General features: G+C 69.4%; 29 protein-coding genes. 20 read left to right on the top strand and 9 right to left on the bottom strand.

Annotated elements, in window-relative coordinates:
* The first annotated feature begins 139 nt into the window (after positions 1-139).
* Positions 140-718, top strand: a complete 579-nt coding sequence (locus tag VJT49_RS10530) for a TIGR00730 family Rossman fold protein (protein WP_324164566.1) — start codon at positions 140-142, stop codon at positions 716-718.
* Between the two features lie 47 nt (positions 719-765).
* Here the strand turns inward: VJT49_RS10530 and VJT49_RS10525 are convergent, their stop codons facing one another.
* Positions 766-1,437, bottom strand: coding sequence for a lysophospholipid acyltransferase family protein (locus VJT49_RS10525; RefSeq protein ID WP_324164564.1), 672 nt, complete (start codon positions 1,435-1,437; stop codon positions 766-768).
* Positions 1,438-1,697: 260 nt separating this feature from the next.
* Here VJT49_RS10525 and VJT49_RS10520 point away from each other — a divergent pair, with 260 nt between their 5' ends.
* The 6 genes from VJT49_RS10520 to VJT49_RS10495 all read left to right on the top strand — a co-directional run bounded on the left by VJT49_RS10520 (position 1,698) and on the right by VJT49_RS10495 (position 6,504).
* On the top strand, positions 1,698-2,216 hold the full coding sequence (locus VJT49_RS10520) for an MmpS family transport accessory protein (protein ID WP_324164563.1): 519 nt from the start codon (positions 1,698-1,700) through the stop codon (positions 2,214-2,216).
* 218 nt (positions 2,217-2,434) lie between these two features.
* On the top strand, positions 2,435-3,613 hold the full coding sequence (locus VJT49_RS10515; protein ID WP_324164562.1) for a helix-turn-helix transcriptional regulator: 1,179 nt from the start codon (positions 2,435-2,437) through the stop codon (positions 3,611-3,613).
* Positions 3,614-3,677: 64 nt separating this feature from the next.
* Positions 3,678-3,914, top strand: a complete 237-nt coding sequence (locus VJT49_RS10510; RefSeq protein WP_324164561.1) for a hypothetical protein — start codon at positions 3,678-3,680, stop codon at positions 3,912-3,914.
* On the top strand, positions 3,911-4,243 hold the full coding sequence (locus VJT49_RS10505; protein WP_324164560.1) for a hypothetical protein: 333 nt from the start codon (positions 3,911-3,913) through the stop codon (positions 4,241-4,243). Before VJT49_RS10510 ends, VJT49_RS10505 begins: the two co-directional genes overlap by 4 nt.
* 567 nt (positions 4,244-4,810) lie before the next feature.
* The gene (locus tag VJT49_RS10500) at positions 4,811-5,662 is read left to right on the top strand and encodes a radical SAM protein (RefSeq protein ID WP_324164559.1); all 852 of its coding nucleotides are present in this window, start codon (positions 4,811-4,813) and stop codon (positions 5,660-5,662) included.
* The gene (locus VJT49_RS10495; RefSeq protein WP_324164558.1) at positions 5,659-6,504 is read left to right on the top strand and encodes an aminoglycoside phosphotransferase; all 846 of its coding nucleotides are present in this window, start codon (positions 5,659-5,661) and stop codon (positions 6,502-6,504) included. Before VJT49_RS10500 ends, VJT49_RS10495 begins: the two co-directional genes overlap by 4 nt.
* A 245-nt stretch (positions 6,505-6,749) precedes the next feature.
* Here the strand turns inward: VJT49_RS10495 and VJT49_RS10490 are convergent, their stop codons facing one another.
* The gene (locus tag VJT49_RS10490) at positions 6,750-7,040 is read right to left on the bottom strand and encodes a hypothetical protein (RefSeq protein ID WP_324164557.1); all 291 of its coding nucleotides are present in this window, start codon (positions 7,038-7,040) and stop codon (positions 6,750-6,752) included.
* Positions 7,041-7,300: 260 nt separating this feature from the next.
* On the opposite strand from VJT49_RS10490, the gene VJT49_RS10485 reads away from it, so the two are divergent.
* The 5 genes from VJT49_RS10485 (at position 7,301) to VJT49_RS10465 (ending at position 9,420) form a co-directional block, all read left to right on the top strand.
* Positions 7,301-7,678 (top strand): tyrosine-type recombinase/integrase, encoded by a 378-nt coding sequence (locus VJT49_RS10485; protein WP_324164556.1) that lies wholly within the window; start codon positions 7,301-7,303, stop codon positions 7,676-7,678.
* A 65-nt stretch (positions 7,679-7,743) separates the two neighbouring features.
* The gene (locus VJT49_RS10480; RefSeq protein WP_324164555.1) at positions 7,744-8,040 is read left to right on the top strand and encodes a DivIVA domain-containing protein; all 297 of its coding nucleotides are present in this window, start codon (positions 7,744-7,746) and stop codon (positions 8,038-8,040) included.
* Positions 8,037-8,492: an SRPBCC family protein gene (locus VJT49_RS10475; RefSeq protein WP_324164554.1), complete on the top strand. Its 456-nt coding sequence runs from the start codon at positions 8,037-8,039 to the stop codon at positions 8,490-8,492. The genes VJT49_RS10480 and VJT49_RS10475 overlap by 4 nt, the downstream gene beginning before the upstream one ends.
* Positions 8,489-9,052, top strand: a complete 564-nt coding sequence (locus VJT49_RS10470) for a DNA-3-methyladenine glycosylase I (protein WP_324164553.1) — start codon at positions 8,489-8,491, stop codon at positions 9,050-9,052. Before VJT49_RS10475 ends, VJT49_RS10470 begins: the two co-directional genes overlap by 4 nt.
* 116 nt (positions 9,053-9,168) lie before the next feature.
* Entirely contained in the window at positions 9,169-9,420 is a 252-nt protein-coding gene (locus VJT49_RS10465) for a hypothetical protein (protein ID WP_324164552.1), read from the top strand.
* A 35-nt stretch (positions 9,421-9,455) separates the two neighbouring features.
* Here the strand turns inward: VJT49_RS10465 and VJT49_RS10460 are convergent, their stop codons facing one another.
* Positions 9,456-10,250: an enoyl-CoA hydratase-related protein gene (locus VJT49_RS10460; RefSeq protein WP_324164551.1), complete on the bottom strand. Its 795-nt coding sequence runs from the start codon at positions 10,248-10,250 to the stop codon at positions 9,456-9,458.
* Between the two features lie 172 nt (positions 10,251-10,422).
* On the opposite strand from VJT49_RS10460, the gene VJT49_RS10455 reads away from it, so the two are divergent.
* The gene (locus VJT49_RS10455) at positions 10,423-10,590 is read left to right on the top strand and encodes a DUF3117 domain-containing protein (RefSeq protein ID WP_081617745.1); all 168 of its coding nucleotides are present in this window, start codon (positions 10,423-10,425) and stop codon (positions 10,588-10,590) included.
* Between the two features lie 125 nt (positions 10,591-10,715).
* Complete coding sequence (locus VJT49_RS10450; protein ID WP_324164550.1) at positions 10,716-12,164, top strand: leucyl aminopeptidase family protein; 1,449 nt, start codon at positions 10,716-10,718, stop codon at positions 12,162-12,164.
* On the opposite strand, the gene VJT49_RS10445 is transcribed toward VJT49_RS10450, so the two are convergent.
* From VJT49_RS10445 to VJT49_RS10435, 3 genes are all read right to left on the bottom strand, one after another.
* Entirely contained in the window at positions 12,140-12,577 is a 438-nt protein-coding gene (locus VJT49_RS10445; protein ID WP_414635897.1) for a LysR substrate-binding domain-containing protein, read from the bottom strand. The two genes, VJT49_RS10450 and VJT49_RS10445, sit on opposite strands and share 25 nt — an antisense overlap.
* A gap of 196 nt (positions 12,578-12,773) precedes the next feature.
* On the bottom strand, positions 12,774-13,622 hold the full coding sequence (locus VJT49_RS10440) for a helix-turn-helix transcriptional regulator (RefSeq protein WP_324164549.1): 849 nt from the start codon (positions 13,620-13,622) through the stop codon (positions 12,774-12,776).
* A gap of 72 nt (positions 13,623-13,694) precedes the next feature.
* Positions 13,695-14,297, bottom strand: coding sequence for an O-methyltransferase (locus VJT49_RS10435; RefSeq protein ID WP_324164548.1), 603 nt, complete (start codon positions 14,295-14,297; stop codon positions 13,695-13,697).
* A gap of 244 nt (positions 14,298-14,541) precedes the next feature.
* Here VJT49_RS10435 and sigE point away from each other — a divergent pair, with 244 nt between their 5' ends.
* The 4 genes from sigE to tatB all read left to right on the top strand — a co-directional run bounded on the left by sigE (position 14,542) and on the right by tatB (position 18,047).
* Positions 14,542-15,165, top strand: coding sequence for an RNA polymerase sigma factor SigE (gene sigE, locus VJT49_RS10430; RefSeq protein WP_414635895.1), 624 nt, complete (start codon positions 14,542-14,544; stop codon positions 15,163-15,165).
* A gap of 160 nt (positions 15,166-15,325) precedes the next feature.
* Positions 15,326-15,991, top strand: coding sequence for a zf-HC2 domain-containing protein (locus tag VJT49_RS10425; protein ID WP_324164547.1), 666 nt, complete (start codon positions 15,326-15,328; stop codon positions 15,989-15,991).
* 83 nt (positions 15,992-16,074) lie between these two features.
* A complete protein-coding gene (locus VJT49_RS10420) occupies positions 16,075-17,577 on the top strand; it encodes a S1C family serine protease (RefSeq protein WP_324164546.1) in 1,503 nt (500 codons plus the stop codon).
* A gap of 71 nt (positions 17,578-17,648) precedes the next feature.
* Positions 17,649-18,047: a Sec-independent protein translocase protein TatB gene (gene tatB / locus VJT49_RS10415; RefSeq protein WP_324164545.1), complete on the top strand. Its 399-nt coding sequence runs from the start codon at positions 17,649-17,651 to the stop codon at positions 18,045-18,047.
* A 103-nt stretch (positions 18,048-18,150) separates the two neighbouring features.
* On the opposite strand, the gene VJT49_RS10410 is transcribed toward tatB, so the two are convergent.
* Genes VJT49_RS10410 through VJT49_RS10400 form a run of 3 tightly spaced genes read right to left on the bottom strand, consistent with a single transcriptional unit; the run spans position 18,151 to position 21,088 of the window.
* Positions 18,151-19,299 (bottom strand): Mrp/NBP35 family ATP-binding protein, encoded by a 1,149-nt coding sequence (locus tag VJT49_RS10410; protein WP_324164544.1) that lies wholly within the window; start codon positions 19,297-19,299, stop codon positions 18,151-18,153.
* A 9-nt stretch (positions 19,300-19,308) separates the two neighbouring features.
* Positions 19,309-19,803 carry a DUF1003 domain-containing protein gene (locus VJT49_RS10405; RefSeq protein WP_324164543.1) on the bottom strand — a complete coding sequence of 165 codons (495 nt, stop codon included), beginning with the start codon at positions 19,801-19,803 and terminating at the stop codon, positions 19,309-19,311.
* The gene (locus tag VJT49_RS10400; RefSeq protein ID WP_324164542.1) at positions 19,796-21,088 is read right to left on the bottom strand and encodes a magnesium transporter MgtE N-terminal domain-containing protein; all 1,293 of its coding nucleotides are present in this window, start codon (positions 21,086-21,088) and stop codon (positions 19,796-19,798) included. The genes VJT49_RS10405 and VJT49_RS10400 overlap by 8 nt, the downstream gene beginning before the upstream one ends.
* A 107-nt stretch (positions 21,089-21,195) precedes the next feature.
* Here VJT49_RS10400 and VJT49_RS10395 point away from each other — a divergent pair, with 107 nt between their 5' ends.
* Positions 21,196-22,065 (top strand): slipin family protein, encoded by an 870-nt coding sequence (locus VJT49_RS10395; protein ID WP_324164541.1) that lies wholly within the window; start codon positions 21,196-21,198, stop codon positions 22,063-22,065.
* Between the two features lie 76 nt (positions 22,066-22,141).
* Positions 22,142-23,335 (top strand): acyl-CoA dehydrogenase family protein, encoded by a 1,194-nt coding sequence (locus tag VJT49_RS10390; protein WP_324164540.1) that lies wholly within the window; start codon positions 22,142-22,144, stop codon positions 23,333-23,335.
* Positions 23,336-23,534: the final 199 nt, after the last annotated feature.

The raw sequence follows: 23,534 nt of genomic DNA, 5'->3' as shown, positions 1-23,534 counted from the left end.
CGACTTCGCCCGCCGCGACCACCGCACCAACTGCTCACGCTCGGCGTCGGTGAGCACCAACTCCGCGCTCGGCCGTCCAGTTCTCGCCACAGCATCGATTGTAACAACTTAACTCATGAATTTAAGACGCGACACACTAGTGCGCCGGATCTGTGTGTTCTGTGGGTCTTCCACCGGTGCGGACCCGGTCTACGCCGAGCAGGCCGCGGCCCTGGGCAAGCTCCTGGCCGAGCGGGGGATCGGCCTGGTCTACGGCGGCGCGAGCGTCGGCATCATGGGCGTGGTCGCGGACGCCGCGCTGGCATCGGGCGGCGAGGTGATCGGAGTGATTCCGAAGCACCTCATGCGGGTCGAGATCGCGCATGCGGGGCTGACCGAGTTGCACGTCACCAAGGACATGCACGAGCGCAAGGCGAAAATGGCCGAACTCGCCGACGGCTTCCTCGCCCTGCCGGGCGGCGCCGGGACCCTGGAAGAACTCGCCGAGGTGTGGACCTGGGCGCAGCTCGGGCTGCACAGCAAGCCCATCGGGCTGGTCGATGTCGCGGGCTACTACCGGCCACTGCGCGAGTTCGCCGACCACATGGTCACCGAGGGTTTCCTGCGCCCGCAGCATCGCGACATCATCTTCGTCGACCCCGATCCCGTCGTGCTGCTGGAGGCCTTCGCGCGCTACGAGCCGCCCGTCGTGCCGAAATGGACCAGTCAGGTCAGTTAGCTCTCCTTGGGCGCTTGTGCGCCGGGGCGGCTTGGGCAGGAGACGCCCTATGCGGCCTCGTTGGGGCGCTTGTGGTAGGTGTCGACGTATTCCTGCGCGGACAGTTCCAGGATGGCGTACATCACCTCGTCGGTGACGGCCCGGCGGATCGCCGGTGACGAGCCCAGACCCTCGTACCGGCGGAAGTCGAGCGGGTCGCCGAAGCGCACGGTGACCTTCGAAACGCGCGGGAAGCGCTTGCCGACCGGCTGAACGCGCTCGGTGCCGGACAGCGCCACCGGCACCACCTTCGCCCCGGTCGCCAGCGCCAGCGCGCCCACCCCGGTGTGCCCGCGGTGCAGCCGGCCGTCGAGGGAGCGGGTGCCCTCCGGGTAGATGCCGAACGTGCCTCCTTCGTCGAGCACCTTGCGAGCGGCCTCGAGCGCGGACAGCCCGGCGGCCGCGTTACCCCGCTCGACCGGGACGTAACCGAGCGCCCGGACGCACCCGCCGACGAACCGGCCCTTCACCCCGTTGCCGGTGAAGTACTCGGCCTTGCCGAGGAACGAGACCCGGCGGGGCGCGACGATCGCGATCACCGCCGTGTCCACCGCCGCGCGATGGTTGGCCGCGAGAATCACCGGACCCGTTGCGGGAAACTTCTCCGCCCCGTGCACCTCCGGCCGGTACACCAGGCATGCCAGCGGTGCCAGTACATGCCGGATCAACAGGTGTAGCAAGGCTCCTCCCGACTCACTCACCACAAGCATCGCACAACGCACGCGGTCACCGGCCGAGCCGGAAGTCTCGTCGACGTGGTGCCCGGGCGGCACGTGGTGGGTCGAGCGGGACGAGCCGCCATCGGACTGGCGAGGGCGATGATCTCCGCCGAGACGATCTCGATCCGATCACAACCGGAAAACAGCGTTCAACGCGAGATAACGATTCCTCGCAACGCGCCGACTGACGACTGGACCCACAGGAAGGGACAAACCAACCGATGACGCAGCATCCGTACGAGGCGCCCCAGCCGCCGAGACCCCCGCAGCCCGCCGCGCCGGCCGCCAAGAAGCGCCGCAAGTGGCCCTGGATCCTTGGTGGTCTCGTCGTTCTGATCATCGTGAGCGCGGTGGCGTCCAATGGCGGAACGAAGGCTTCAAATCAGCCGGCTGGTGCGCCCGCCGGGAACGAGGCGCCCGCCCACCAGCAGCCCCCGCAGGCCGCGAACCACACCGTGGTCTACAAGGTGGCGGGCACCGCGAAGACGGCCAGCAACATCACCTACGTCACCGACGGCATGACGACCACCAACCAGGAGTCCAGCCCGAAGCTCCCGTGGTCCAAGACGATCACGCTGCCCGCCGGGCAGGCGTTGCAGATGGTGTCGATCAGCGCGCAGGGACCTGGCAAGGGCACCATCGACGTCACGATCGAGGTCGACGGCAAGCCGTTCAAGGAGGCGCACGCGGACGGCTACGGCGTCGCGATGGCCAACGGCAACATCGGGACGATGGGCTGACCACCTACCTCCCCAAGCAAGAAGACAGCAGCCCCGGGGCACATCGCTCCGGGGCTGTTGCGCGCTCGGCCGAACTCCCTCGGCCGTCACGATCGGGTGGTACTGCACCTGAGCGCTACCCTGGTGTGTACCTCTTCGCGGAGGATTGTTCCCCCGGTCGACGGGCCGGGGGCTCTGCGAAGAGCAAAGCGCACCCGTTCCGCGAAGAGGGGATGCGAATGTCCACGCCGATCGGCCGCACCCTGCGCCAGATCAGGAATGCCCGCGGCAAGTCGCTGAAGGTGATCGCCGACCGGGCGGGAATCTCGAAGTCCTACCTGTCCCGCCTGGAGTCCGGAGAGCGCGCCCTCGACCGGCGATCGCTGATCGTGGCCTTGGCGAACGCGCTCGAGGTCGCGCCGAGCGAGATCACCGGCGCCGGCCTGGGGGCCCCGGGCGAGGCGGGCGACGACCAGGCGGTGAGCGAGGTCCGGCTCGCCATGCTTGGCGTGGCGATGGACGAGCCGCGCGGCGAGGTCCAGCCCGTCGAGCAGTTGCGCGGCAGGGTCGCCGCGGTGGTGGCCGCTCAGAACGACGCGTACGCCGAGCAGGTGGGGGCTGAGCTGCCCGCGCTCATCCGCGACCTGCACACCACGTTGGACGCGCACCGTGACGAAGGTGAGGTGTTGCGGCTGCTAGCACTGGCACACATGCAGTGCACGCAAGCGTGGTTGACGATGGTTGGCGCTCCGATCGACCTTGCTTGGCAGGCCGCGACCATGGCGCGGGCCGCCGCCGAGCGGGTCGAAGAGCCCGTCTCGCTGGGCATCAGCGCCTACGGAACATCGCTCGGGCTGCTGGCCGCCGGAGTGTTCGATCTCGCGTCACGGACCCTGCAGGCGGTCGAGTTGCCGCACGCGACGACCGAAGATTTCCAACTAACCGGTTCACTCGCGCTGGCGTCATCGCTGGTGTCCTCGGCACGCAAGGATCCGGCCGAGCGGTCCGCGGCGCTGGAGTACGCGGCCGAGCTGGCCGAGCGGACCGGCGAGACGAACATGATGGGCTTCGGCTTCGGGCCGTCCAACGTCGGGGTGTGGCGCATGCAGGGCGCGCTAGAGGCCGGAGAACACGCCGAGGCCGCCCGGATCGCCGAGACCGTGAATCCGGCGGCGCTCACCGTGCGGGCCCGCCAGGCGGTGTACTGGCGCGACCGTGGGCGCGCGCTGGCGCGGCTACCGAAGCAGCGCGACACGGCGGTGATGATGCTGCGCCGCGCCGAGCTGATCTCGCCCGAGCACGTGCACCGGCACCCGTTCACACTCTCGCTGCTCGGCGAACTGGTGGCGAAGGTCAAGCGCGACGCCGTGGGCCGAGAGCTACGCGGCCTCGCCTACCGGGCCGGCCTGCCCGTGTAGACCATTCGGGCGAGGTTGCCACGGTGGCAACGTTTGATCCGCTTTCCGCCCGAGTCTGTCGATCATGGGTACGGAAGAGTGGCGGATCGCGTGGTGGGAAGCCGGCGTCGACCCTGACGGGCAGCCGATCGAAGTGGTCGCAGGCCTGAAGGTAAACGATCAAGTCACCCTTCAGGTGGGCGACCGGCTGGTCTACCTCGAACTCGACCCAGCGCACCCCGAGACCGGAGTAGTGGTCGGGCTGTCGACCGGGTTGCGGGTCGCGATCGAGACCCGGCTCAGGGCGAGGGGCCAGCTGTGAACGCGGACGCTGCCCTGGCCGCATTCCCTGAGCTGGAGAAGCTGGTCGACCTGCAAGAGGCGGGATGGGTGTTTCAGCACTGGTACGACGCCGGGGTGCTGACGAAGGTTAACGGTCTGTACCAGTGGCCCGGCGGCTTCGTGGACGCCATTCGTGTGAAGGGGCCGACTGATACGTCGGGCATGCGCTGTGACCACGCGGACGGGGTGTTGTGGGAGCTCGTCGGCACGCTGGCCGAGGTGGTCGATGGGCTGCTGGCGCTCCCGGCGCCGGGACGGGGCGGGCCTCAACTGGTGGTAGCCAGCGGGCCCCAGCTGTGGATGCCGTGACCCTTCCCTGACCGGCCCGCGCTCCCTTGCTCTCCCGCACACACCCGGGGTCGAGCGCGGGCCACCAGTTCCCCGCACGGCGTGAGGCTGACCCACCTACTCGCGTCGGGCGGTGATCCTCGGCGGAATGGAGTCCGAGGGCGGGCGCTTCCCCGGCGCCCAGATCGACCAGCGCGGTCAAGTCTCCCGCTTGGCAGCGCTGGCCGAGCTTCCAACCTGATCCCACAGGAGGCAATGGTGGAATATGAAGTAATTTCAGGGACGCTTCCCGTGCGGATTCCGGCTCACGTGCCGCCACCTCGTACGGCCGTGGAGCCCTTGACCCCTCGTGAACGCGCTGATCTGGCGCGGCGCGTCCTGACTGGTTTGCGCAACCTGGCCCCTGCCACGCCCGGTCACGCAGTAGCCGGTTGTAGCTGGTGTGGTGGCTCGGGTGTCTGGGTGGATCCCGAGACCGGGGACCGGTGGCCATGGATCCAGTGTCGGCAGGGAAAGACCGGCAGTGACAGCCTCGCACCACGTTGCCCGGCCCTGGCCCTCCAGCAGTAGAGAACCGGAAGGAAAATGATGACGGAAAACCCAATTCTGACCTTTCTCTGGCTTGAACTGACCGGCCGTTGCCAGCTCGAATGTGTCCACTGCTATGCCGACAGTTCCCCTGTAGGCACGCACGGCACCATGGCGGTCAGCGACTGGAAGCGCGTCATCAACGAGGCTGGCGAGATGGGGGTGCGAACCGTTCAGTTCATCGGCGGCGAGCCCACGCTCCACCCACACCTCTCCGAGCTGATCAACCATGCACTCTCCCGGGCGGTGGCGGTCGAGGTGTTCACCAACCTCGTCCATGTCACCAACGAACTGTGGCAGACGTTCGCTCAGCCCGGGGTCAGTCTCGCAACCTCGTACTACTCGGACGACCCGGCACAGCACGCCGCGATCACCGGACGGCCCAGCCATGCGCGTACCCGGGCGAACATCGCCAAGGCCACCGAGTTGGGGATTCCGCTGCGGGTCGGTGTGGTCGACCTCAGCGGCGACCAGCACGCCGAGCAGGCCCGCGGGGAGCTGATGAGCCTGGGCGTGCCCGTCATCGGGTACGACCGGCTACGGCAGGTTGGACGGGGCGTGCGAGACCAGGGCGAAACCGCCAAGCAGTTGTGCGGGCAGTGCGGCCACGGCTCGGCGGCTGTTCTGCCGGATGGCACGCTGTCGCCCTGCGTGATGTCCCGCTGGGTGTCGGTCGGCAATGTGCAGCAGGAGCCGCTCAGAGAGGTCGTGGCCGGTCTCCCAGCGGCTCGGTTCGGCTTGACGAGCCAGGGGATGCCCGCCACAGTGGGCGTGACCACCGCACAGGGGAACTGCACGCCATGCGGCCCCCAGGGCAACTGTTACCCGATCCACTGCCACCCGAGGGCATGAGCGTAGAAGCATCTGACGAGGAGTTCCGCTGGTGGATGCGGGCCAACCTGGCCCGCGCCACCGAGCGGTTCGGGCTCACCGTGACCGGCGATCCGCACTGGGGCTGGTGCCTCCGCTCGATCAGCGCACCCGCCGAGGGTGACCGGTACGGCGCGTGCTGGCTGCGGGTTGGTTCCGAGCAAACCCGCTCCCTCACGGACATGGGCGAGTTCTGGAACGGCAACACCGAGGCGAACGCCATCATCGGGGTTCCGAAACCAGTCGTGCTCGACCAAATCCAATGGGACGCCCCTGACCAGTTGAGGCGAGTGCGTGCTGAAGTGATGACCCTGCTGCCAGGTCAGCCCTGCTCGCCGACAGAAGCGCTTCGCACCCCGGTCACCCTCCCGGACACCTGGTGGGTGTCGCTACGGGAAAGCCTCGACCAGATCCGCACTGTCCCAACGACTCGGTTCGTCGACCGCAGCCCAGTCAGCGCCAGAGCCACCGCCGTGCTCGGCTTCGAGTTGCGTGTGGACCACTGGGAGACCGTGCACGGCGACTTGCACTGGAATAACCTGCTCGGACCCCAACTCGGCATCCTCGACTGGGAGATGTGGGGACGCGGCCCAGCAGGCTCAGACGCCGCGACCCTCTACTGCCTGAGCCTGCTGGCTCCTGCAACCGCGAACCGCGTGCACGAAGTATTCGCCGATGTGCTGGACTCTCCCGCCGGCCGCATAGCCCAACTCTTCACCGCAGCTCGGCTGCTGACACACACCGCACAGGACTGCCCCGAGCTGGCCGCCCCACTACGGCGCCACATCGAAACGTTGGTAAGCGAGCGGCGCCGGACCGTCTGAGGGCGAAATGCTGGCCGGAGTAGGTCGGCGCAGCCACCGAGTCGAGCAGCACACTGGTCAGCCAGGGCGGGAGGCCTGGATCGACGAACCGCACGGGGACGTAGAGGACGGCGAGTGCGGCCAGCTCGGTGACGCGACCGCCGAGCCCGGACAGCCAGTCGGTGATCGCGGTGGACCCTCGTGCACCGCGAGGAGCTTGTCGTAGACCTCTCGCGTGGTGATCACGATGTCGCCCGGCTGGGCCATTACGCACCCCCGATGCTGTAGTTGTAGGGCCCGTCGGCGGTGACTTCCTGGTAGGAGTGCATTTCCTCGTCGGGAATGAACTCGCGTCTGATAGTGGCGACCGTGACCGGGATCCAGGCGCGGTTTGGGATGGTGGTGGCGCCGCTGGTGTTCGGGTACACCGTGAGGGTGCCGTCGCCGTTGTCGGCGATGGGTGGCTCGGTGAATTCCCCGATTTTGGTGAAGTTCGTTCCTGTCCACTGCCGGACTTCGGCCACGACCGGCGCGGGGGTGATTCTCTTGGCCGCCACGGGGTAACCCCTTTCAGTCTTGCGGTTTCTGTCAAACCGCCCAGAATCGGCATTTGCCCTCGATCGAGTTGCCCACCAGGTTGAGGGTTCCGCCGGTGATTTGGTAAGTGGAGAGCCGGAGGATGTCGCCTTTGACCATAGGATGTCCGCGAAGTACCGCTGTCGACGAAGGCGTTGAAGATCATCGATAAGCACCTGGACGGGCGGGAACCAAGGCCGGGTGCGGGATAGACCACACCGACGGAACCCAGTGCGAGAGCGTGCTGATCTTCCTCTCGCCGAAGGAGAAGCCAGTAACCCCGCACAACTACGGCGCCCGGCTGGCGTACGCCTCGGAGCAGGCGAAGGCGCCGAAGCGCGGGCCCTATACCGTCCGCCGCGGATTCGCCACCCGCGTCAAAGACGGCGTGGATATCTTCGACCTTGCCGCGGTCATGGGGCACTCGGACATCCGGCAGACCCAGGAGTACGTGCAGACGACACCGACCGCCCCCGCACGGCTGCTCGCGGCCCTCGGCGAGCGGCCGCCACTCAAAGCGGTGCCTGGGGCAGAACCTGAGTTACAACGCCACGCGGCGACTGGCAGACCGGGGGGAGGAAAAGACAGGCTGACCAGCGTGAACGATCACATCGACTGACAGACGATTACACTCACGTACGAAGTTGAAGTCGCAGGTCGGAGCACGGCGGTTACGATCGTGCCGTGACGACCGCGCTGATCTACCTCGTAGTCATGCTGCTCGTGGCGGCGGTGGTGTTCCTGCTGGCCGCCGTCGTGTTCGGCCGGGGTGAAGAGCTCGCGCCGCTGCCACCCGGCAGCTCACCGACCAGGTTGCCGGCGCGGGACATCGCCGGCGAGGACGTGGCCAACGTGCGTTACCAGCTCGTCCTGCGCGGCTACAAGATGTCCGAAGTGGACTGGGTGATGCGGCGGCTCGGCGCGGAGATCGACGAGCTCCGGGAGCGGGTCGCGGAGCTGGAGGCGCAGCGCTCCCGATGACCGATCTGGTGTTCTCGGTCGCCGTCGCCGCGCCCGCCGGAACCACCTGGCTCGCGTTGACGGACTGGTCAAGGCAGCACGAATGGATGATCGGCACCGAGGTGCGTGTGGTCCGCGGCGACGGCCGCAGCGTCGGCTCCCGGCTGGCGGCGTTCACCGGCCTGCGCGGGGTCGGGTTCACCGACACCATGGAGATCACCACCTGGGAGCCACCCATCCGGTGCACGGTGCGGCACCTCGGCAGGCTGGTGCGCGGGACCGGCGCGTTCCACGTGCAGGCCAAGGGTCCGCAGTCCTCGACGTTGGTCTGGTCGGAGAGCCTCCGGCTGCCGTTCGGGCCGCTGGGCACGCTCGGCTGGCCGGCGGTGAAACCGGCGTTCGTGCTCGGAGTGCGGCAGTCCCTGCGCCGGTTCGCCCGATTCGCGGAGAACTACTCGATGGGGGTCCGATGACACTGGTGGGCGCGGACGGCGTGGCGCGGTGCCCCTGGGGCAATTCCGCAACCGTCTACGCGGAGTACCACGACACCGAATGGGGCGTGCCGTTGCACGGCCAGGATGCGTTGTACGAGCGGCTGTGCCTGGAAGCCTTCCAGTCCGGCCTGTCCTGGCTGACGATCCTCCGCAAGCGCGAGGGTTTCCGGCGCGCGTTCGCCGGGTTCGTGCCGGAGAAGGTGGCCGAGTTCGACGACGACGACGTGGCGCGGCTGCTCGCCGACGCCTCCATCGTGCGGAACCGGGCGAAGATCGCCGCCGCGATCACGAACGCCCGCGCGATCGGAGAGCTGGACGGATCTTTGGACGAACTGCTGTGGTCGTTCGCGCCGTCGGGCCCGCGGCCCCGCCCGCACACCCTGGCCGAGGTCCCGGCGGTCACGCCCGAGTCGAAGGCGATGGCCAAGGAACTCAAGAAGCGGGGTTTCGTCTTCGTCGGCCCCACCACCTGCTACGCGCTGATGCAGGCCACCGGCATGGTGGACGACCACCTGGCCGGTTGCTTCCGCGCCGGATAAGAAGTCACCGCGTTCGCCGCTCGCGGTGTTGATCTCCACACGCCAGGGTCGCGGCATGCGTTTGTTCTCCTCTCGCCGCGCAGGGCGCTGGACGGTCGCGGTGGCGGTCACGCTGGTTGTGCTGTGATCTCGCCGCGCATCCGGAACTGGGGCGGGCGATCGCGGCCGCCGGGCACGAGATCGGCAACCACAGCTTTTCCCCGGCGTACGCCTGCGAACACGTGCGGTCGGGCTCGATCGTCCTGCTGTACCCGATGTACGCCGGACGTGAGCAGGGGAGGTCCAGGGGCGCGGACGGGTTGGGCGCAAGGACGCCACCGGCGACGAGCGGTGGCCGCGGTGCGGGGCGGCTCACGATGGCGTCATGAGCCGCCGCTGACCGTGGGTTCGGCGCTGCCGGCGGCTACTTGCCCCGAAACTCGGGCTTCCGCTTGGCCACGAAGGCTTCGACAGCCTCACGGTGGTCGGCGGTCGAGGCGAGCGCGGTCTGCACCACGTCTTCGGCGGCCAGTGCTTCCTCGAGACTGCTGGCGGCGGCGGTACCCAGGACCTCCTTGATCTTGGCGTAGGCCACGGTGGGGCCCGCGGCGAGCTGCGCGGCCACCGTGCGCGTCCGCTCCGCCAGCTCGTCGTCCCGCACAACCTCGCTGACCAGGCCGTACCGGAGGGCTTCCGCGGCGTCGACCGCGCGGCCCAGCAGCATCAACTCGGTGGCGCGGCCGTGGCCGATCAGCCGCTGCAGCGTCCACGACGCGCCCGAGTCCGGGCCGAGCCCGACCCCGGCGAAGGCCATCAGGAAGTTGGCCGATGCCGCCGCGAGGCGCAGGTCGCACGCGTAGGCGAAGGCCGCCCCGGCGCCTGCCGCCGGGCCGTTGACCGCGGCGATGACCGGCTTCGGCATGGTCACGATCGTTCGCACGATCGGGTTGTAGTGCAGCACAACGGTGCGCAGGGGTGCGTCGTCGCCGGAGTGCAGCAGCCCGACGTGTTCCTTGAGATCCTGTCCCGCGCAGAACGCTTTCCCCGCTCCGGTGAGTACCACGGCACGCACCTCGCTTGCCTCCGCGGCTTCGCGCAGCGCGGCGAGCAGGCGCTCCTTCAGCTCCACGTTCAGCGAGTTGTAGGCCTTGGGGCGGTTGAGGGTCAGGGTGCGCACCCCGTCGGCGTCGGCGGTGAGCAGCACGTCATCGGCGGTCATTGTTCTCCTTCCGGGATAGGCCTGTCTCGGGCCGCATACCAGCACCTATGCAACACGAAAAGATCGGTCCGCGTACGCGCGCCCAGGTTGATGAGGGAGAATGGCCCACGACACCCGGTTGGCTTAGGCGAGCGCGACCCGGGCGCGCCGGTTGAGACGGAGGGAGCACGCTATGGCGGCCATGAAGCCCCGGACCGGAGATGGTCCCCTCGAGGTGACTAAGGAAGGGCGGGGCCTCGTGATGCGCGTTCCGCTCGAGGGTGGCGGGCGACTTGTCGTCGAACTGTCGGCCGAGGAGGCCAAGGACCTGGGCGTCGCACTGCAGGAGGCCACCAGCTGAGCTTTGATCCGCTGCCGTGACCGGCTGGGGGACACCTCTGCCGGCGTTTCGTCATACCCGCGATTCCGGCGTGAATGGCGTGGGGGGTGCGTGTGCGCCCGGGTTGTGAAAGAAGTGAGGTTGCCTTGGCGCGGTTTCCGCTCCCGGTCATTCCCGGCCGGCTGATCGAACTCGAGGTCGCTGACGAGTTCCGTCGTGGCGCACCCGTGGCCCGGATGGTGCGTGCCACCGGCGAGCCGGTGGAGATCGGCCCGGTGCGGCACACCGGCAAGGCCGGCGACGTGCGCGAGGTGTCCGACAACGGCGTCCGCTGGCTGGTTGGCGTCGGGGGCGGCGAAGGGACGGACTGGCGGGCCGCGGGCGCGGCACTCGTCCGTGCGGCCGGCGCGGAGGACGGTCTCAAGGCGATTCAGGTCGAGCTCGATGGCGAGGTCCGTGGTGACAACGTCGCGGACCTCGCCACCGGCGTCCTGCTCGGCGGTTACCGGTTCAAGGTCAGCGCCTCCGACCACGGGCCTGGCCTGCGCACGATACGGCTGCTCACGCCGTTCGAACGGGCGGTGCCGGAGTACTCGCAGATGCTGGAGCGGGTACGGGAACTGGCGGCCGCGGCCACGCTGGCGCGCGATCTGGCGAACACGCCGTCGAACATCAAGAACCCGGATTGGCTGGCCGGTGTCGCCGAGCGGCTGGCCGAGGGCCTGCCCGGGTTGCGCGCGACCATCCGGGACGAGGAATGGCTCGCCGCGCAGGGCTTCGGCGGGGTGCTGGCGGTCGGCGGCGGGTCCGCGAGCCCGCCTCGCCTGATCGAGCTGGCTTACCGGCCGCGGGCGGCTTCCGGGCACCTGCTGCTGGTCGGCAAGGGCATCACGTTCGACACCGGTGGCCTGTCGATCAAGCCCGCCGAAGGGATGCACCTCATGCGCACCGACATGGCCGGCGGTGCGGCGGTGATCTCCGCGATCCGCGCGATCGCCGCGCTGCGGCTCGGCGTGCGGGTGACGGCCCTGGTGCCGGCCGCGGAGAACCATGTTTCGGGTGGCTCCTACCGCCCCGGCGATGTCGTCCGGCACTACGGCGGCAGGACGACCGAGGTCTCCAACACCGACGCCGAGGGCCGCATGGTGCTCGCCGACGCGCTGGCGTACGGCATCCGAAGGTTCCGTCCGGACGCCGTGGTCGACGTGGCGACACTGACCGGCGCGATGAAGGTCGCGCTGGGCCTGCGCACCGGGGCGCTGTTCGCGAGCGACGACGGTCTGGCCTCGCAGGTCCTGGACGCGGGCAAGCAAGCCGGTGAACTGTGGTGGCGGATGCCGCTGCTGGACGCGCATGCCGACGCCGTCCGCGGTGAGCTGGCCGACGTCCGTCAGGCTCCGGGTGGTCCCGGAGGCATCACGGCCGCGCTTTTCCTGCGCGAGTTCGTCGGTGACGTGCCGTGGGCTCATCTCGACATCGCGGGTCCGGCGCGGGCCGAGAGCCACTACGCGGAGGTCGTGCCCGGCGCGACCGGTTTCGCCACCCGTACCCTCGTCGAACTGGCGGCCTCCTACTCGGAATCGGCCAGCACGTAATCACGGAAAGCGCGGAAAGCGCGGACGGTGGGGGTGAAACGCTCGTCGACGGGCCAAGCCAGGCCGATGTCGCGGGTGATCTTCGGGGAAAGCGGGATCTCCACGACCCCGGAGGGCGGCGAAGGGCCGAAGCGCGGTAGGAGCGCGACGCCGAGCCCGGCCGCGACCAGACCGCCTACCGTGTCGGATTCCTGACCTTCGAAGGCGATCTTCGGCTCGAAGCCCGCCGCGACGCACCGGGCGTCGGCGATCTGTCGTGGCCCGTAGCCGTGTTCGAGCGTCACGAACTCCTCGTCCGTCAACTCGACGAAGCGGATCCGCCGACGGGTGGCCGGCCGGTACGCAGCCGGAACCGACAGCGGCAGGTCCTGTTCGGCCGGCTCGGTTCCGGTGAGCGCCGGATCGCCGGGCAGGGGCGCGACCAGGCCGAGATCGAGTTCTCCTTCGGTCAGCCGGTCGCCGGGGCACTGGTCGTCACCGCGACCGGGGCCGCCCTGACCTGCCGGACTTGCTGCCCCTGGTCGTGGCCGGGTTCGTGGTGCTGACGGGCGGGTTCTTCGCGGCGCACACCGTCGCGAACGGGTGGGCGGCCGCTACCGGCAGCGTCGTTTACGGCCACGGGGGATGGCCGTGGCTGGTCGCGGTCACAACGAGCTGGCTGGCGCTGGCGGCGTGCTCCGTGTGTCGTTTTCGCTCCGTCCGAAAGCCCGAGGAGGCCAGTGGCGGTAACGCGACCAGTACGGGCGGCGTCCATTCCGGAGCGACGTCGAGGTAGACGTCCCGGTGGTGGCACGGGCTCGCCGAAGTCACGACCAGCGGCTCCTTCGCCGCACCGGACACCGTTCGCGCCGGGACGAGCTGAACCTGGGCGCCGGCGCGTGCCGGCAACGCCGACCCGAGCACCCAGTACCTGCCAGGCGGCACTCCGGTCAGCACGAAGTCGTTCGTCTCGCCCAGGAGGGTGCCGCTCACCGGAACCCCGCGTGCGGCCCGCCTGCGGAACAGCCCCACGTAGATCGACGCGGCGTCGCCCAGCGCGGCGAAGGCGGCCGGGCTCAGGTTCGCCGAGCCGGTGACCATGCCGCCGTCCCGCGCGCCGCCGGGCATCAGCACCGGTTGGGGCGGCGCGTGCGCGAGCAACTCGGGAAGCCGACGGAATTCGAGGGGGGTCTGGCCGACCACGGCGGCGAACCGGCTGGTGAAGGTGCCGACCGAGGTGAACCCCACCGCGTGACAGACCTCGGCGATCCGCTCGTCGCCGGACAGCAGCAGCTGCTTGGCCCGCTGGAAGCGATGGGCCGCCAGGAACTGCCCTGGCGGGGTGCCGAGCTGCCGCTCGAAAGCTCTGGCCAGGTGATACGGGCTGTACCCGACGTGGTCGGCCACGTCGCCCAGCACGATCGGCTCGGCGAACCGTGCGGCAAGAAAGCGCGCGGCCTCCACCACTGCTTCCCGCATCGCGCACCTCCATCGAACCGACCTCGTTGGACATCCGCATGGTGCCACGGGGGTCCGACAGTTTCCGGACGATCAGCGCACGGCGGCGACCAGCAGACCCCCGCCGACCGGCAGCAACGCGGGGGTCAGCCGCTCGTCGTCCCGCACCGCCCGGCCCAGTTCCCTGGAGGCGATTACACCTGGATCGCGGCGGGTGGGGTCGGCACGCGGGGCCAGCACGCCGTGAAACGCGAGCACTCCACCCGGCCGCAGCAACTGCACGCCGTGCTCGTAGTAGCTCGGGTACTCGGCTCGCGCGGCGTCGACGAACACCAGGTCGTAACCGCCCGTGGTGAGCCGTGGCAGCACGTCCAGTGCTCTGCCCATGATCAACCGGGTACGCCCCGGCGGGAAACCGGCGTCGAGGAAGGTCTTGCGAGCCGCGCGGTGGTATTCCGGCTCGATGTCGATCGACGTCAGCACCCCGTCCGGGGCCATCCCGCGCAGCAGGTACAGCCCGCTGACCCCGGTACCGGTCCCGATCTCGACCACCGCCCGCGCCCGCACGCTCGTGGCGAGGAAGCTCAACGCCGCGCCCGCGGCCGCTCCGAGCGGCGTGCAGCCGAACTCCTCCGCCCGGCCACGGGCGGCAAGCAGCACCTCGTCGTCGGGCAGATAAGACTCCTCGGCGGTCACGCGGAGAGGTTAGCGTCGGGCATGGGCCGAACGGCGCAAGAGGAGTGCCTTGTTGCGGTTTTGCGCGTACAGTGGACACCTTCGATGGCGCCCCGCGGCGCCGGGAGCCCGGCCGCGGCACTTCTCAGGTGAATCTCAGTGGCGTCTCACCAGACACATAAGGAAACGGACCAAGCTATCCCTCGTACGCGGGAACACGGTGCGGATCTTCCGCGTTGAGCCGAACAGTAGGGAGAACAGCCTGATGGAGGTGCCTTCCCCACCGATGCAGAACAGCCCGACGAACGAGGATGTCCCGGCCGGGGGTCGACCGGTCACCGTCGACGAAGCCGCCTGGACTCCGCCGTCCTGGGACGAGGTCGTCCGCGAGCACGCCGACCGGGTCTACCGGCTCGCCTACCGCCTGACCGGCAACACACACGACGCCGAAGACCTGACCCAGGAGACCTTCATCCGGGTGTTCCGCTCGCTGGCGTCGTACAAGCCAGGCACCTTCGAGGGCTGGCTGCACCGCATCACCACGAACCTGTTCCTCGACATGGCACGCCGTCGCTCCCGCGTGCGCATGGAGGGGCTGCCCGAGGACACCGACCGGATCGTCGGCGACGATCCGAGTCCGGAGCAGGTGTACAGCGACACCCACCTCGACCCCGACCTGCAGGCCGCGCTCGACGAGCTGCCCCCGGAATTCCGCGCAGCCGTGGTGCTCTGTGACGTCGAGGGGCTTTCCTACGAGGAGATCGGCGCGACGCTGGGTGTGAAACTCGGCACGGTGCGCAGTAGGATCCATCGTGGTCGGCAGGCGCTGCGCGCCGCGCTCGAACGGCGTCGCGCACTCGAGCGTGAATCCGTGGAGGCGTCGGTATGACACTGGTTGCGTGGAGGCGCGGCAGTCAGGGCGACCAGAGGGCACGCCTGTCTCCGCCATGGGGCCGGCAGGGCGCCCGCGCGGATGAGGTTGCCGGTGCTGGTCAGGAGTGCCCAGTCGACACGATCGCGGTCGCGCGCAAGATCGTGGAGGACACAGCATGAACGAACCGCGGGGTTGGGTTCGCTTCGCCGAGTCGCACCTGATGCCGGACGCCGTCGTGGCCTTCGTCGACGGTGAGCTGTCGCTCGGTGCGCAGGATCGCGCCGCTTCGCACATCGCCCGGTGCCCCGGTTGTACGGCCGAGGTCGCGGCCCAGCGGCAGGCCCGTGCGGCGGTGAAGGGGGCCGCGGCGCCCCCGATATCGGCCGGGTTCCTGGCCAGTCTGCGGGCCATCCCGCAGCACACCGACCTGCCGACCGCGCCGGACAACCTGGCGGTCACCGAGGACGGGCAGTTGGTGGCGGTCCAGCGGCCGGACCGGGTGGCCGGGTTCCGCGCGCATTCGACGGTACTCGGGTCGTCGTCGCCGCTGGGGACGGCGACTCCGCTGGGCCGCGGCTCGGCAGTGCTCGCCGGCCAGCAGCGTGCCCACTCGGTGCGACGGCGTGCCGCCCAGGGGGCGGGCGTGGTCGTGTCGGGGCTGGTGCTCAGCGCGCTGGCGATCGTGGTGACCTCCAGCGGCGACGGTACCGGCCAGGTCCCGCAGCAGAGCGGCGGCAACCCGCCCGGCGTGCTGCGCGCGCAGTTCGGCGGCATTCCCGAGCCCGCGACGCCCACCACCACGACCAGCGAGAACGCGGCTCCCCTGATCCAGAACCGCTAAGAGGGTACTGACGGGCGCTTCACTGGGGGGACGGGACAATTGGTGGCGTATGGTCACCGAAAAGCCGTGCGTGTCGGGGAGAAATGAACCAGCCCAGCCAGCCTGAAGAGCCGCGCCTGACGCCCAGGCCGGTTGACCGGCCCTCGGTGGACCCGGCGGAGGCCGCCACCTTCGGCAGGCCACGCGGCGTGGAGGGGGCCTTCGACCGGCTGTACGCCCCGGGATCGTCCAATGGCGAGAAGCTGATCACGAAACCGCCCGCCCCGGAGTCGCTGGCCGAGGCGTTCGGGCGGCCGCCCGGCGCCGAAAACGTCGTGCTCCAGCGACCCGGTGACGACAACGGCGGGCCGGTGGAGGTGCCCGAACCCGCGCTGTGGTCCAACGGCGGCGACCCGTGGCGAGACCCGGGTGCGGCCGCTGTGCTCGGCAGTCCGGCACTCGAGGCCGGGGACGACGAGGACGGCGACACCGAACGCCCGCGTGGCGCGATGCTGTCGCTGCCGGAGGTGCTGCTCGGGCGCCGGGTCAAACCGGTCGCGCTCGCCCTGCTCGGGGTGATCTGCCTGGTCATCGGGGCGGCCGGCGGGCTCGTCGGCTGGTGGGTGGCCAGCACGGGAAACGCGCTGACCGGCGAGGCGACCATTTCGGAGGCCGAGGCGGGCAAGGAGCGCGCGCCCGGGTCGGTGGCCGACATCGCCCGGCGGGTGTCGCCGGCGGTGATCTCGATCGAAGTCGTCTCCGGCCAGTCGGGCAGCGTCGGTTCCGGGGTGGTGATCGACCCCCAGGGCTACGCGCTCACCAACAACCACGTCATCTCGTTGGCCACCAGCGACCCGCAGGCCAAGATCACCGCGGTGTTCACCGACGGCACGCGGACCCAGGCGAAGGTGGTCGGCACCGATCCGAAGACCGACCTCGCCGTGTTGAAAGTGGCGGTGGCCAACCCGACGGTGATCCAGATCGGCAAGTCCGCCGACCTGCAACCTGGAGACTCCGTGATCGCGGTCGGATCGCCGCTCGGCCTGCAGAACACCGTCACCGCCGGCATCGTGAGCGCCCTGCACCGGCCGATCACCGCGCAGGGCGAAAACGGCGAGGCACCGGTCACCTACGACGCGATCCAGACCGATGCCCCGATCAACCACGGCAACTCCGGCGGGGCGCTGGTGGACTCCACCGGAGCGCTGATCGGGATCAACTCGTCGATCCGCACCGACGCCGACAACGGCCAGGGCGGCAGCATCGGCATCGGCTTCGCGATCCCGGCCGACGACGCGATCAAGATCGCCCGCGCGCTGATCAGCGACGGGCAGGTCAAGCACGCTGATATCGGGATCAACGCGGCGTCGGTTTCGGCGGACACGTCGGAGGGTGCGCAGGTGTTGAACGTCGCCGACGGCGGCCCGGCGGCGCGAGCCGGGATCGCCGAGGGCGACGTGATCACGAAGGTCGGCGACCGGATGGTGCGGAACGCGCCCGAACTCACCGTGGCCGTGCGGGCGCACAACATCGGCGACGTGGTCCCGGTCCAGCTCGTGCGGCAGGGGCGGCCGCTCGTCATCGACGTGACCCTGAGTTCCGACTGAGCGCTCACAGGGGCTCACAAGGGTTTTGAGCCGGTACGCTGGGACCGGTCCTACTGCGCGGAGGTTGGCTGGTGTTCGAGAGCGTTGGCTGGGGAGAGATCCTCGTTCTGGTCGTCGCCGGTCTGTTCATCCTCGGCCCCGAGCGGCTGCCCGAGGCGGCGGCCTGGCTCGGCAAAACCGTGCGCAAGGTCCGTGAGTTCGCCAGCGGGGCGCGCCAGCAGTTGCGGGACGAGGTGGGCCCGGACTTCGACGAGTTCCGCAAGCCGCTCGAGGACCTGCGGCAGTTGCGCAACTTCGACCCGCGCCGGGCTGTCACCCAGCACCTGTTCGACGGTGACCCGGACCCGCTCGGCCTCAACGGCATCAGCGGCGGCAGCACCAAGCCGAACGGCTATCCCACCGCGTCCACGGCCAAGCCGGACCCGCTCAAGCCCGGCGAAAAGCCCCCCGTCGACCCCGACGCCACGTAACTTCGCCCGGCCGACCTCGTGGGCTGGCCGCCGAATGTCGAACTCGCACGCGGCCGATGTGGGACTCGCGCGCCGTGAGCGGGGGACTCGCGAGGGTGCGGGGTCAGCGGCGAGCGGTGGGGGTGACGTTGAGCATCATCCCGGCCAGGCCGCGGGCGCGCACGGTGAGCTTGCCCGCGATGTCCCGCAGGAGGGCGGAAGCGGGCGCCTCGGGCTCGGCGAGCACGATCGGGGTGCCGGCGTCGCCCTGTTCGCGCAGGCGCGGGTCCAGCGGGACCTGGCCGAGCAGCGGCACCTTCGCACCGGTCGACTTCGACAGGGAATCGGCGACCGTCTGGCCGCCGCCCGAACCGAAGATCTCCATCCGGGTCCCGTCCGGGGTCTCCAGCCACGACATGTTCTCGATCACCCCGGCCAGCCGCTGCCGTGTCTGCAGCGCGATGGCGCCCGCCCGCTCGGCGACCTCGGCCGCCGCCTGCTGCGGGGTGGTGACCACGAGGATCTCCGCGTTGGGGATGAGCTGTGCCACCGAGATGGCGATGTCGCCGGTGCCCGGGGGCAGGTCGAGCAGGAGGATGTCCAAATCGCCCCAGAAGACGTCGGCGAGGAACTGCTGCAGGGCCCGGTGCAGCATCGGGCCGCGCCACACCACCGGGGTGTTGCCGGGGGTGAACATGCCGATGGAGATGACCTTCACGCCGTGCGCCTGCGGCGGCATGATCATCTTCTCGACCTTGGTCGGCTTGTCCCGCGCGCCCAGCATGCGCGGCACGGAGTGACCGTAGATGTCGGCGTCCACCACGCCGACGGACAGGCCACGCTCGGCCATCGCGACGGCCAGGTTGACGGTGACGCTGGACTTGCCCACCCCGCCCTTGCCCGAGGCCACGCAGTACACGCGGGTCAGCGAGCCCGGCTGGGCGAACGGGATGACCGGCTCGGCCGCGTCCCCACGCAACTGTTTGCGCAGCGCGGTGCGCTGCTCGTCGCTCATCACGTCGAGTTCGACCCGCACGTCTCGCACGCCGCCGAGCTTCCCGACGGCCGTGGTGGTGTCCCTGGTGATGGTCTCCTTGAGCGGGCAGCCCGCCACCGTCAGGTAGACCGCGACGGTCACCACGCCGTTCTTGCCCACCACGACATCCTTGACCATGCCGAGATCGGTGATCGGTTTCCTGATCTCGGGGTCGTAGACGTTCTTGAGCGCGGCGCGAACGTCCTCGACGGTGGGCAACTGCTGCGTGCTGGTCATGGGTCCATGCTACGGACCTGCCTTCGCCTTGCGCGGCTTGGCGTTGAGGTCTTCCCGGAGCTTGTCGAGTTCGCCGCGCAGGTAGTCCCGCGTGGCGACTTCGCCGATCGCGAGCCGGAGCGCGGCCAGTTCACGGGCGAGGAACTCGGTGTCGGCCTTGGTCTGGGCGGCCCGGCTGCGGTCCTCTTCCAGCGCGATCCGGTCGCGGTCGTCCTGCCGGTTCTGAGCCAGCAGGATCAGCGGTGCCGCGTACGCCGCCTGCGTGGAGAAGGCCAGGTTGAGCAGGATGAACGGGTACGGGTCCCAGCGCAGCGCGGCGGCCGAAAGGTTCAGCCCGATCCACACGATCACGGTCAGCGTCTGCCAGAACAGGTATTTGCCGGTGCCGAGGAACCGGGCCAGCCGTTCGGAGATCCGGCCGAACGCGTCCGGGTCGATGTTGATCATCCGGCGCGTGGACGCCCGGGGTTGGTCCAGCCGCCTTCTCGTGAGCAGTTCAGGCACGCTCCACCTCCGTATCCTCGGTTACGTCGTGTAGCCCGGTTTCGCGCCAGTCTTCGGGCAGAAGGTGATCCAGCACGTCGTCGACGGTCACCGCGCCCAGCAGGTGGTCCTGCAAGTCCACCACCGGGCCGCAGGCCAGGTTGTACGCGGCGAAGTACCGGGTGACCTCGCCGAGCGCGGCCGAGGGCCGGAGCACGGGGAGGGCGCTGTCCAGGGTGGCGGCGATCATTTCCGCGGGCGGCTCGCGGAGCAGCCGCTGGAAGTGCACGCAGCCGACATATCGCCCGGTCGGCGTCTCGGTCGGGGGGCGGCACACGAAGACCATGGTGGCCAGCGCCGCGGACAGGTCGGCGTTGCGGATGCGCGCCAGCGCCTCGGCGATCGTGGCGTCCGGGGTGAGCACCACGGGTTCGGGCGTCATCAGGCCGCCCGCGGTGTCCGACGAGTAGGCGAGGAGTCGCTTGACCGGCTCGGACTCCTCGGGCTCCATCAGCTCCAGCAGCCGGTTCTGGTCCGCGGGGGTGAGTTCGGCGAGCAGGTCGGCCGCGTCGTCGGGGTTCATGGCCTCGAGGATGTCGGCGGCCCGCTCCTCGGGCAGGTGCTTGAGCAGGTCCTTCTGGTCGTCCTGCGGCAGTTCCTCGAGTACGTCGGCGAGCCGCTCGTCGTCCATCGAGTCGGCGACCTCGTGCCGGCGTTTCGCCGGCAGGTCGCGGACGGTGGCGGCGATGTCGACGGGGCGCATGGTGTCGAACAGCATGAGCAACTGCCCGGCGCCCTGAGGTTGCCCGGCCAGGTCGGTCAGGCCCAGGCCGGAGACCTCCGCCCACGGCAGCACCCGCAACGAAGCCCGCCGCCTGCCGAGGCCGAGCCGGCCGGTGCGCTCCCGGACGGCCAGTTTCGCCAGCACCCAGTCCCGGGTGCGCGTCGGCTCCATGGCGGCGTCCACGACGGTGACGCGGACGCCGGGTCCGGCGAGCCCGGCGTGCGCGTCGGTGAGCTGTCCCAGTACGAGCACTTCGTTGGGACGCTGGTGGAACTGGCGCATGTTGACCGACCCGGTGGCCAGCGTGACGGCGTTGGGTTCGATCGAGGTGACGCGCAGCATGGGCACGAAGACCCGGCGCCGGTTCGAGAGTTCGACGACCAGTCCGAGCACCCTCGGCGGCTGGTGGTCCAGGCGCAGTCCGGCGACCACGTCCCGGACCTTCCCGATGGACTCGCCATCGGGCCCGAAGACCGGCAAACCGGCCAGCTGGGCAGCGAAAACCCTGTTCACGGGGGTCATACAGGCAAGGCTATCCGCCTGTGCCGGGACCGATCCCGAAGGTACTTCTATGCCGGTGTGACGGGAGTAACATCGAGCGCGAGGGGGCGCGTAGCCCGGGAGCTGCCATGTTGGTGGAAGTCATCGCCCTGGTCGGCGCGGCCGGCCTCGCCTGGCTCGCCGCGAGCGTCCGTGTGGTCAAGCAGTACGAACGTGGCCTGGTGTACCGGTTCGGGCGGGTCCGTCCGCACCTCCGCGAGCCGGGACTGGCCATGCTGGTGCCGATCGCCGACCGGTTGCAGAAGGTCAACATGCAGATCGTCACCTTGCCCGTGCCGGCCCAGGAGGGCATCACGCGGGACAACGTCACGGTCCGGGTGGACGCGGTCGTCTACTTCAAGGTCATCGACCCGATAGTGGCCTCGATCAACGTGCAGGACTACCGGTTCGCGGTCGGCCAGGTGGCGCAGACCTCGCTGCGCTCGATCATCGGCAAGAGCGATCTCGACGATCTGCTGTCCAACCGGGAGCGGCTGAACCAGGGCCTGGAGCTGATGATCGACAGCCCGGCACTGGACTGGGGCGTGCACATCGACCGGGTGGAGATCAAGGACGTCGCGCTGCCGGAGACGATGAAGCGGTCGATGTCGCGGCAGGCGGAGGCGGAACGGGAACGCCGGGCCAGGGTCATCTCCGCCGATGGTGAACTGCAGGCGTCGCACAAGCTCGCCCAGGCGGCCACGCGGATGGCCGACACGCCGTCCGCGTTGCAACTGCGCCTGCTGGAGACGGTGGTGCAGGTCGCCGCGGAGAAGAACTCGACACTGGTGCTGCCGTTTCCGGTGGAGCTGCTCCGTTTTCTAGATCATGCCACCCGGAGGGGTGAGAAACTGGATGGCGCCCGCGAGGAGTCGGCGAACGGCCAGGCCGCGCCGCTGCCGTGGATGCCCGAGGAACCCAAGACGGTGGAGAGGGCGACCGGGGCCGAGACGGGGTGAGACTGCTCATAGCACGGTCGGCGGCCCGGGGGCCATACTCACCGGTGATAACCGCGCGAAGACACAGGAGTCGAGCATGGCCCGCCTCGCCCAGACCGCCGGTCTCACCGACGTCCAGTCCGAGATCCTGTCCACCGTGCGCTCCTTCGTGGACAAGGAGATCATTCCGCACGCGCAGGAGCTCGAGCACGCGGACAGGTATCCCGACGACATCGTCGAGGGCATGAAGGAGATAGGCCTGTTCGGGATCACCATTCCCGAGGAATACGGCGGGCTGGGCGAGTCCCTGCTGACCTACGCGCTTGTGGTCGAGGAGATCGCGCGGGGCTGGATGAGCGTGTCCGGCGTGATCAACACGCATTTCATCGTGGCGCACATGATTTCGCGGCACGGCACGCCGGAGCAGAAGCGGTATTTCCTGCCGAAGATGGCGGAAGGAGCCGTTCGCGGTAGTTTTTCCATGTCGGAGCCGGATCTGGGCTCGGATGTCGCGGCCATCAAGACGCGGGCCAAACGGGACGGTGACGAATACGTCATCGACGGCGCCAAGATGTGGCTCACCAACGGTGGCAGCTCGAACCTGATCGCATTGCTGGTGCGGACGGACGAGGGGGCCGAGAAGGCGCACCAGAACCTCACCGCGTTCCTGGTGGAAAAGCCGGAAGGATTCGGCGAGGTGGCGCCGGGCCTGACCATTCCCGGCAAGATCGACAAGATGGGATACAAGGGCGTCGACACCACCGAGGCGGTATTCGGCGGATTCCGGATCGGCGCCGACAAGGTGCTCGGCGCGGCGCCCGGCAAGGGATTCGCGTACATGATGGACGGCATCGAGGTCGGCCGGGTCAACGTGGCCGCGCGCGCCTGCGGGATCGCCATCCGGGCCTTCGAGCTGGCGGTGGAGTACGCGCAGCAGCGGCGGACCTTCGGCAAGCCGATCGCCGAGCACCAGGCGATCGCGTTCAAGCTCGCCGAGATGGCCACCAAGGTCGAGGCCGCGCACCAGATGATGGTCAACGCCGCCCGCCTCAAGGACCGCGGCGCGCGCAACGACGTCGAGGCCGGGATGGCCAAGATGCTCGCCTCGGAGTACTGCAACGAGGTCGTCCAGGACTCCTTCCGCATCCACGGCGGATACGGCTACTCCAAGGAGTACGAGATCGAGCGCCTCTACCGCGAGGCGGCGTTCATGCTCATCGGCGAGGGCACCAGCGACATCCAGAAGATGATCATCGGCCGCAGCCTGCTCAAGGACTACCAGCTCCGCTGATCGGCTCAGCCGCTGGCGACCGCCTCGGCGGCGGCGTCGGCCGCCGCGAGCGCCTCGCTCGCCGCCTCGAGGAATACCGGGCCGGGATCCTAGCCGGTGATGTCGCGCCTTCAGGCTGTGTCACCTTCGCGATTTCCCGGACTCACCCGGCCAACCCAGGAGACTGATTTCTGCCTGGTCTTCGCTAACGTCTGCAAAC

Source organism: Amycolatopsis sp. (genome assembly GCF_035276945.1).
Classification (GTDB): Bacteria; Actinomycetota; Actinomycetes; order Mycobacteriales; family Pseudonocardiaceae; genus Amycolatopsis_E.
The sequence above is the reverse complement of the archived record's forward strand: the minus strand, read 5'-3'. Positions and strand labels throughout refer to the sequence as shown.

Excerpts from the sequence above, each read along its gene's own strand:
- VJT49_RS10520 (WP_324164563.1), top strand. The coding sequence starts at position 1,698 with ATGACGCAGCATCCGTACGAGGCGCCCCAGCCGCCGAGACCCCCGCAG.
- VJT49_RS10515 (WP_324164562.1), top strand. The coding sequence starts at position 2,435 with ATGTCCACGCCGATCGGCCGCACCCTGCGCCAGATCAGGAATGCCCGC.
- VJT49_RS10510 (WP_324164561.1), top strand. The coding sequence starts at position 3,678 with ATGGGTACGGAAGAGTGGCGGATCGCGTGGTGGGAAGCCGGCGTCGAC.
- VJT49_RS10500 (WP_324164559.1), top strand. The coding sequence starts at position 4,811 with ATGACGGAAAACCCAATTCTGACCTTTCTCTGGCTTGAACTGACCGGC.
- VJT49_RS10495 (WP_324164558.1), top strand. The coding sequence starts at position 5,659 with ATGAGCGTAGAAGCATCTGACGAGGAGTTCCGCTGGTGGATGCGGGCC.
- VJT49_RS10475 (WP_324164554.1), top strand. The coding sequence starts at position 8,037 with ATGACCGATCTGGTGTTCTCGGTCGCCGTCGCCGCGCCCGCCGGAACC.
- VJT49_RS10470 (WP_324164553.1), top strand. The coding sequence starts at position 8,489 with ATGACACTGGTGGGCGCGGACGGCGTGGCGCGGTGCCCCTGGGGCAAT.
- VJT49_RS10460 (WP_324164551.1), bottom strand. The coding sequence starts at position 10,250 with ATGACCGCCGATGACGTGCTGCTCACCGCCGACGCCGACGGGGTGCGC.
- VJT49_RS10455 (WP_081617745.1), top strand. The coding sequence starts at position 10,423 with ATGGCGGCCATGAAGCCCCGGACCGGAGATGGTCCCCTCGAGGTGACT.
- VJT49_RS10440 (WP_324164549.1), bottom strand. The coding sequence starts at position 13,622 with ATGCGGGAAGCAGTGGTGGAGGCCGCGCGCTTTCTTGCCGCACGGTTC.
- sigE (WP_414635895.1), top strand. The coding sequence starts at position 14,542 with ATGGAGGTGCCTTCCCCACCGATGCAGAACAGCCCGACGAACGAGGAT.
- VJT49_RS10425 (WP_324164547.1), top strand. The coding sequence starts at position 15,326 with ATGAACGAACCGCGGGGTTGGGTTCGCTTCGCCGAGTCGCACCTGATG.
- VJT49_RS10420 (WP_324164546.1), top strand. The coding sequence starts at position 16,075 with ATGAACCAGCCCAGCCAGCCTGAAGAGCCGCGCCTGACGCCCAGGCCG.
- VJT49_RS10410 (WP_324164544.1), bottom strand. The coding sequence starts at position 19,299 with ATGACCAGCACGCAGCAGTTGCCCACCGTCGAGGACGTTCGCGCCGCG.
- VJT49_RS10400 (WP_324164542.1), bottom strand. The coding sequence starts at position 21,088 with ATGACCCCCGTGAACAGGGTTTTCGCTGCCCAGCTGGCCGGTTTGCCG.
- VJT49_RS10395 (WP_324164541.1), top strand. The coding sequence starts at position 21,196 with ATGTTGGTGGAAGTCATCGCCCTGGTCGGCGCGGCCGGCCTCGCCTGG.
- VJT49_RS10390 (WP_324164540.1), top strand. The coding sequence starts at position 22,142 with ATGGCCCGCCTCGCCCAGACCGCCGGTCTCACCGACGTCCAGTCCGAG.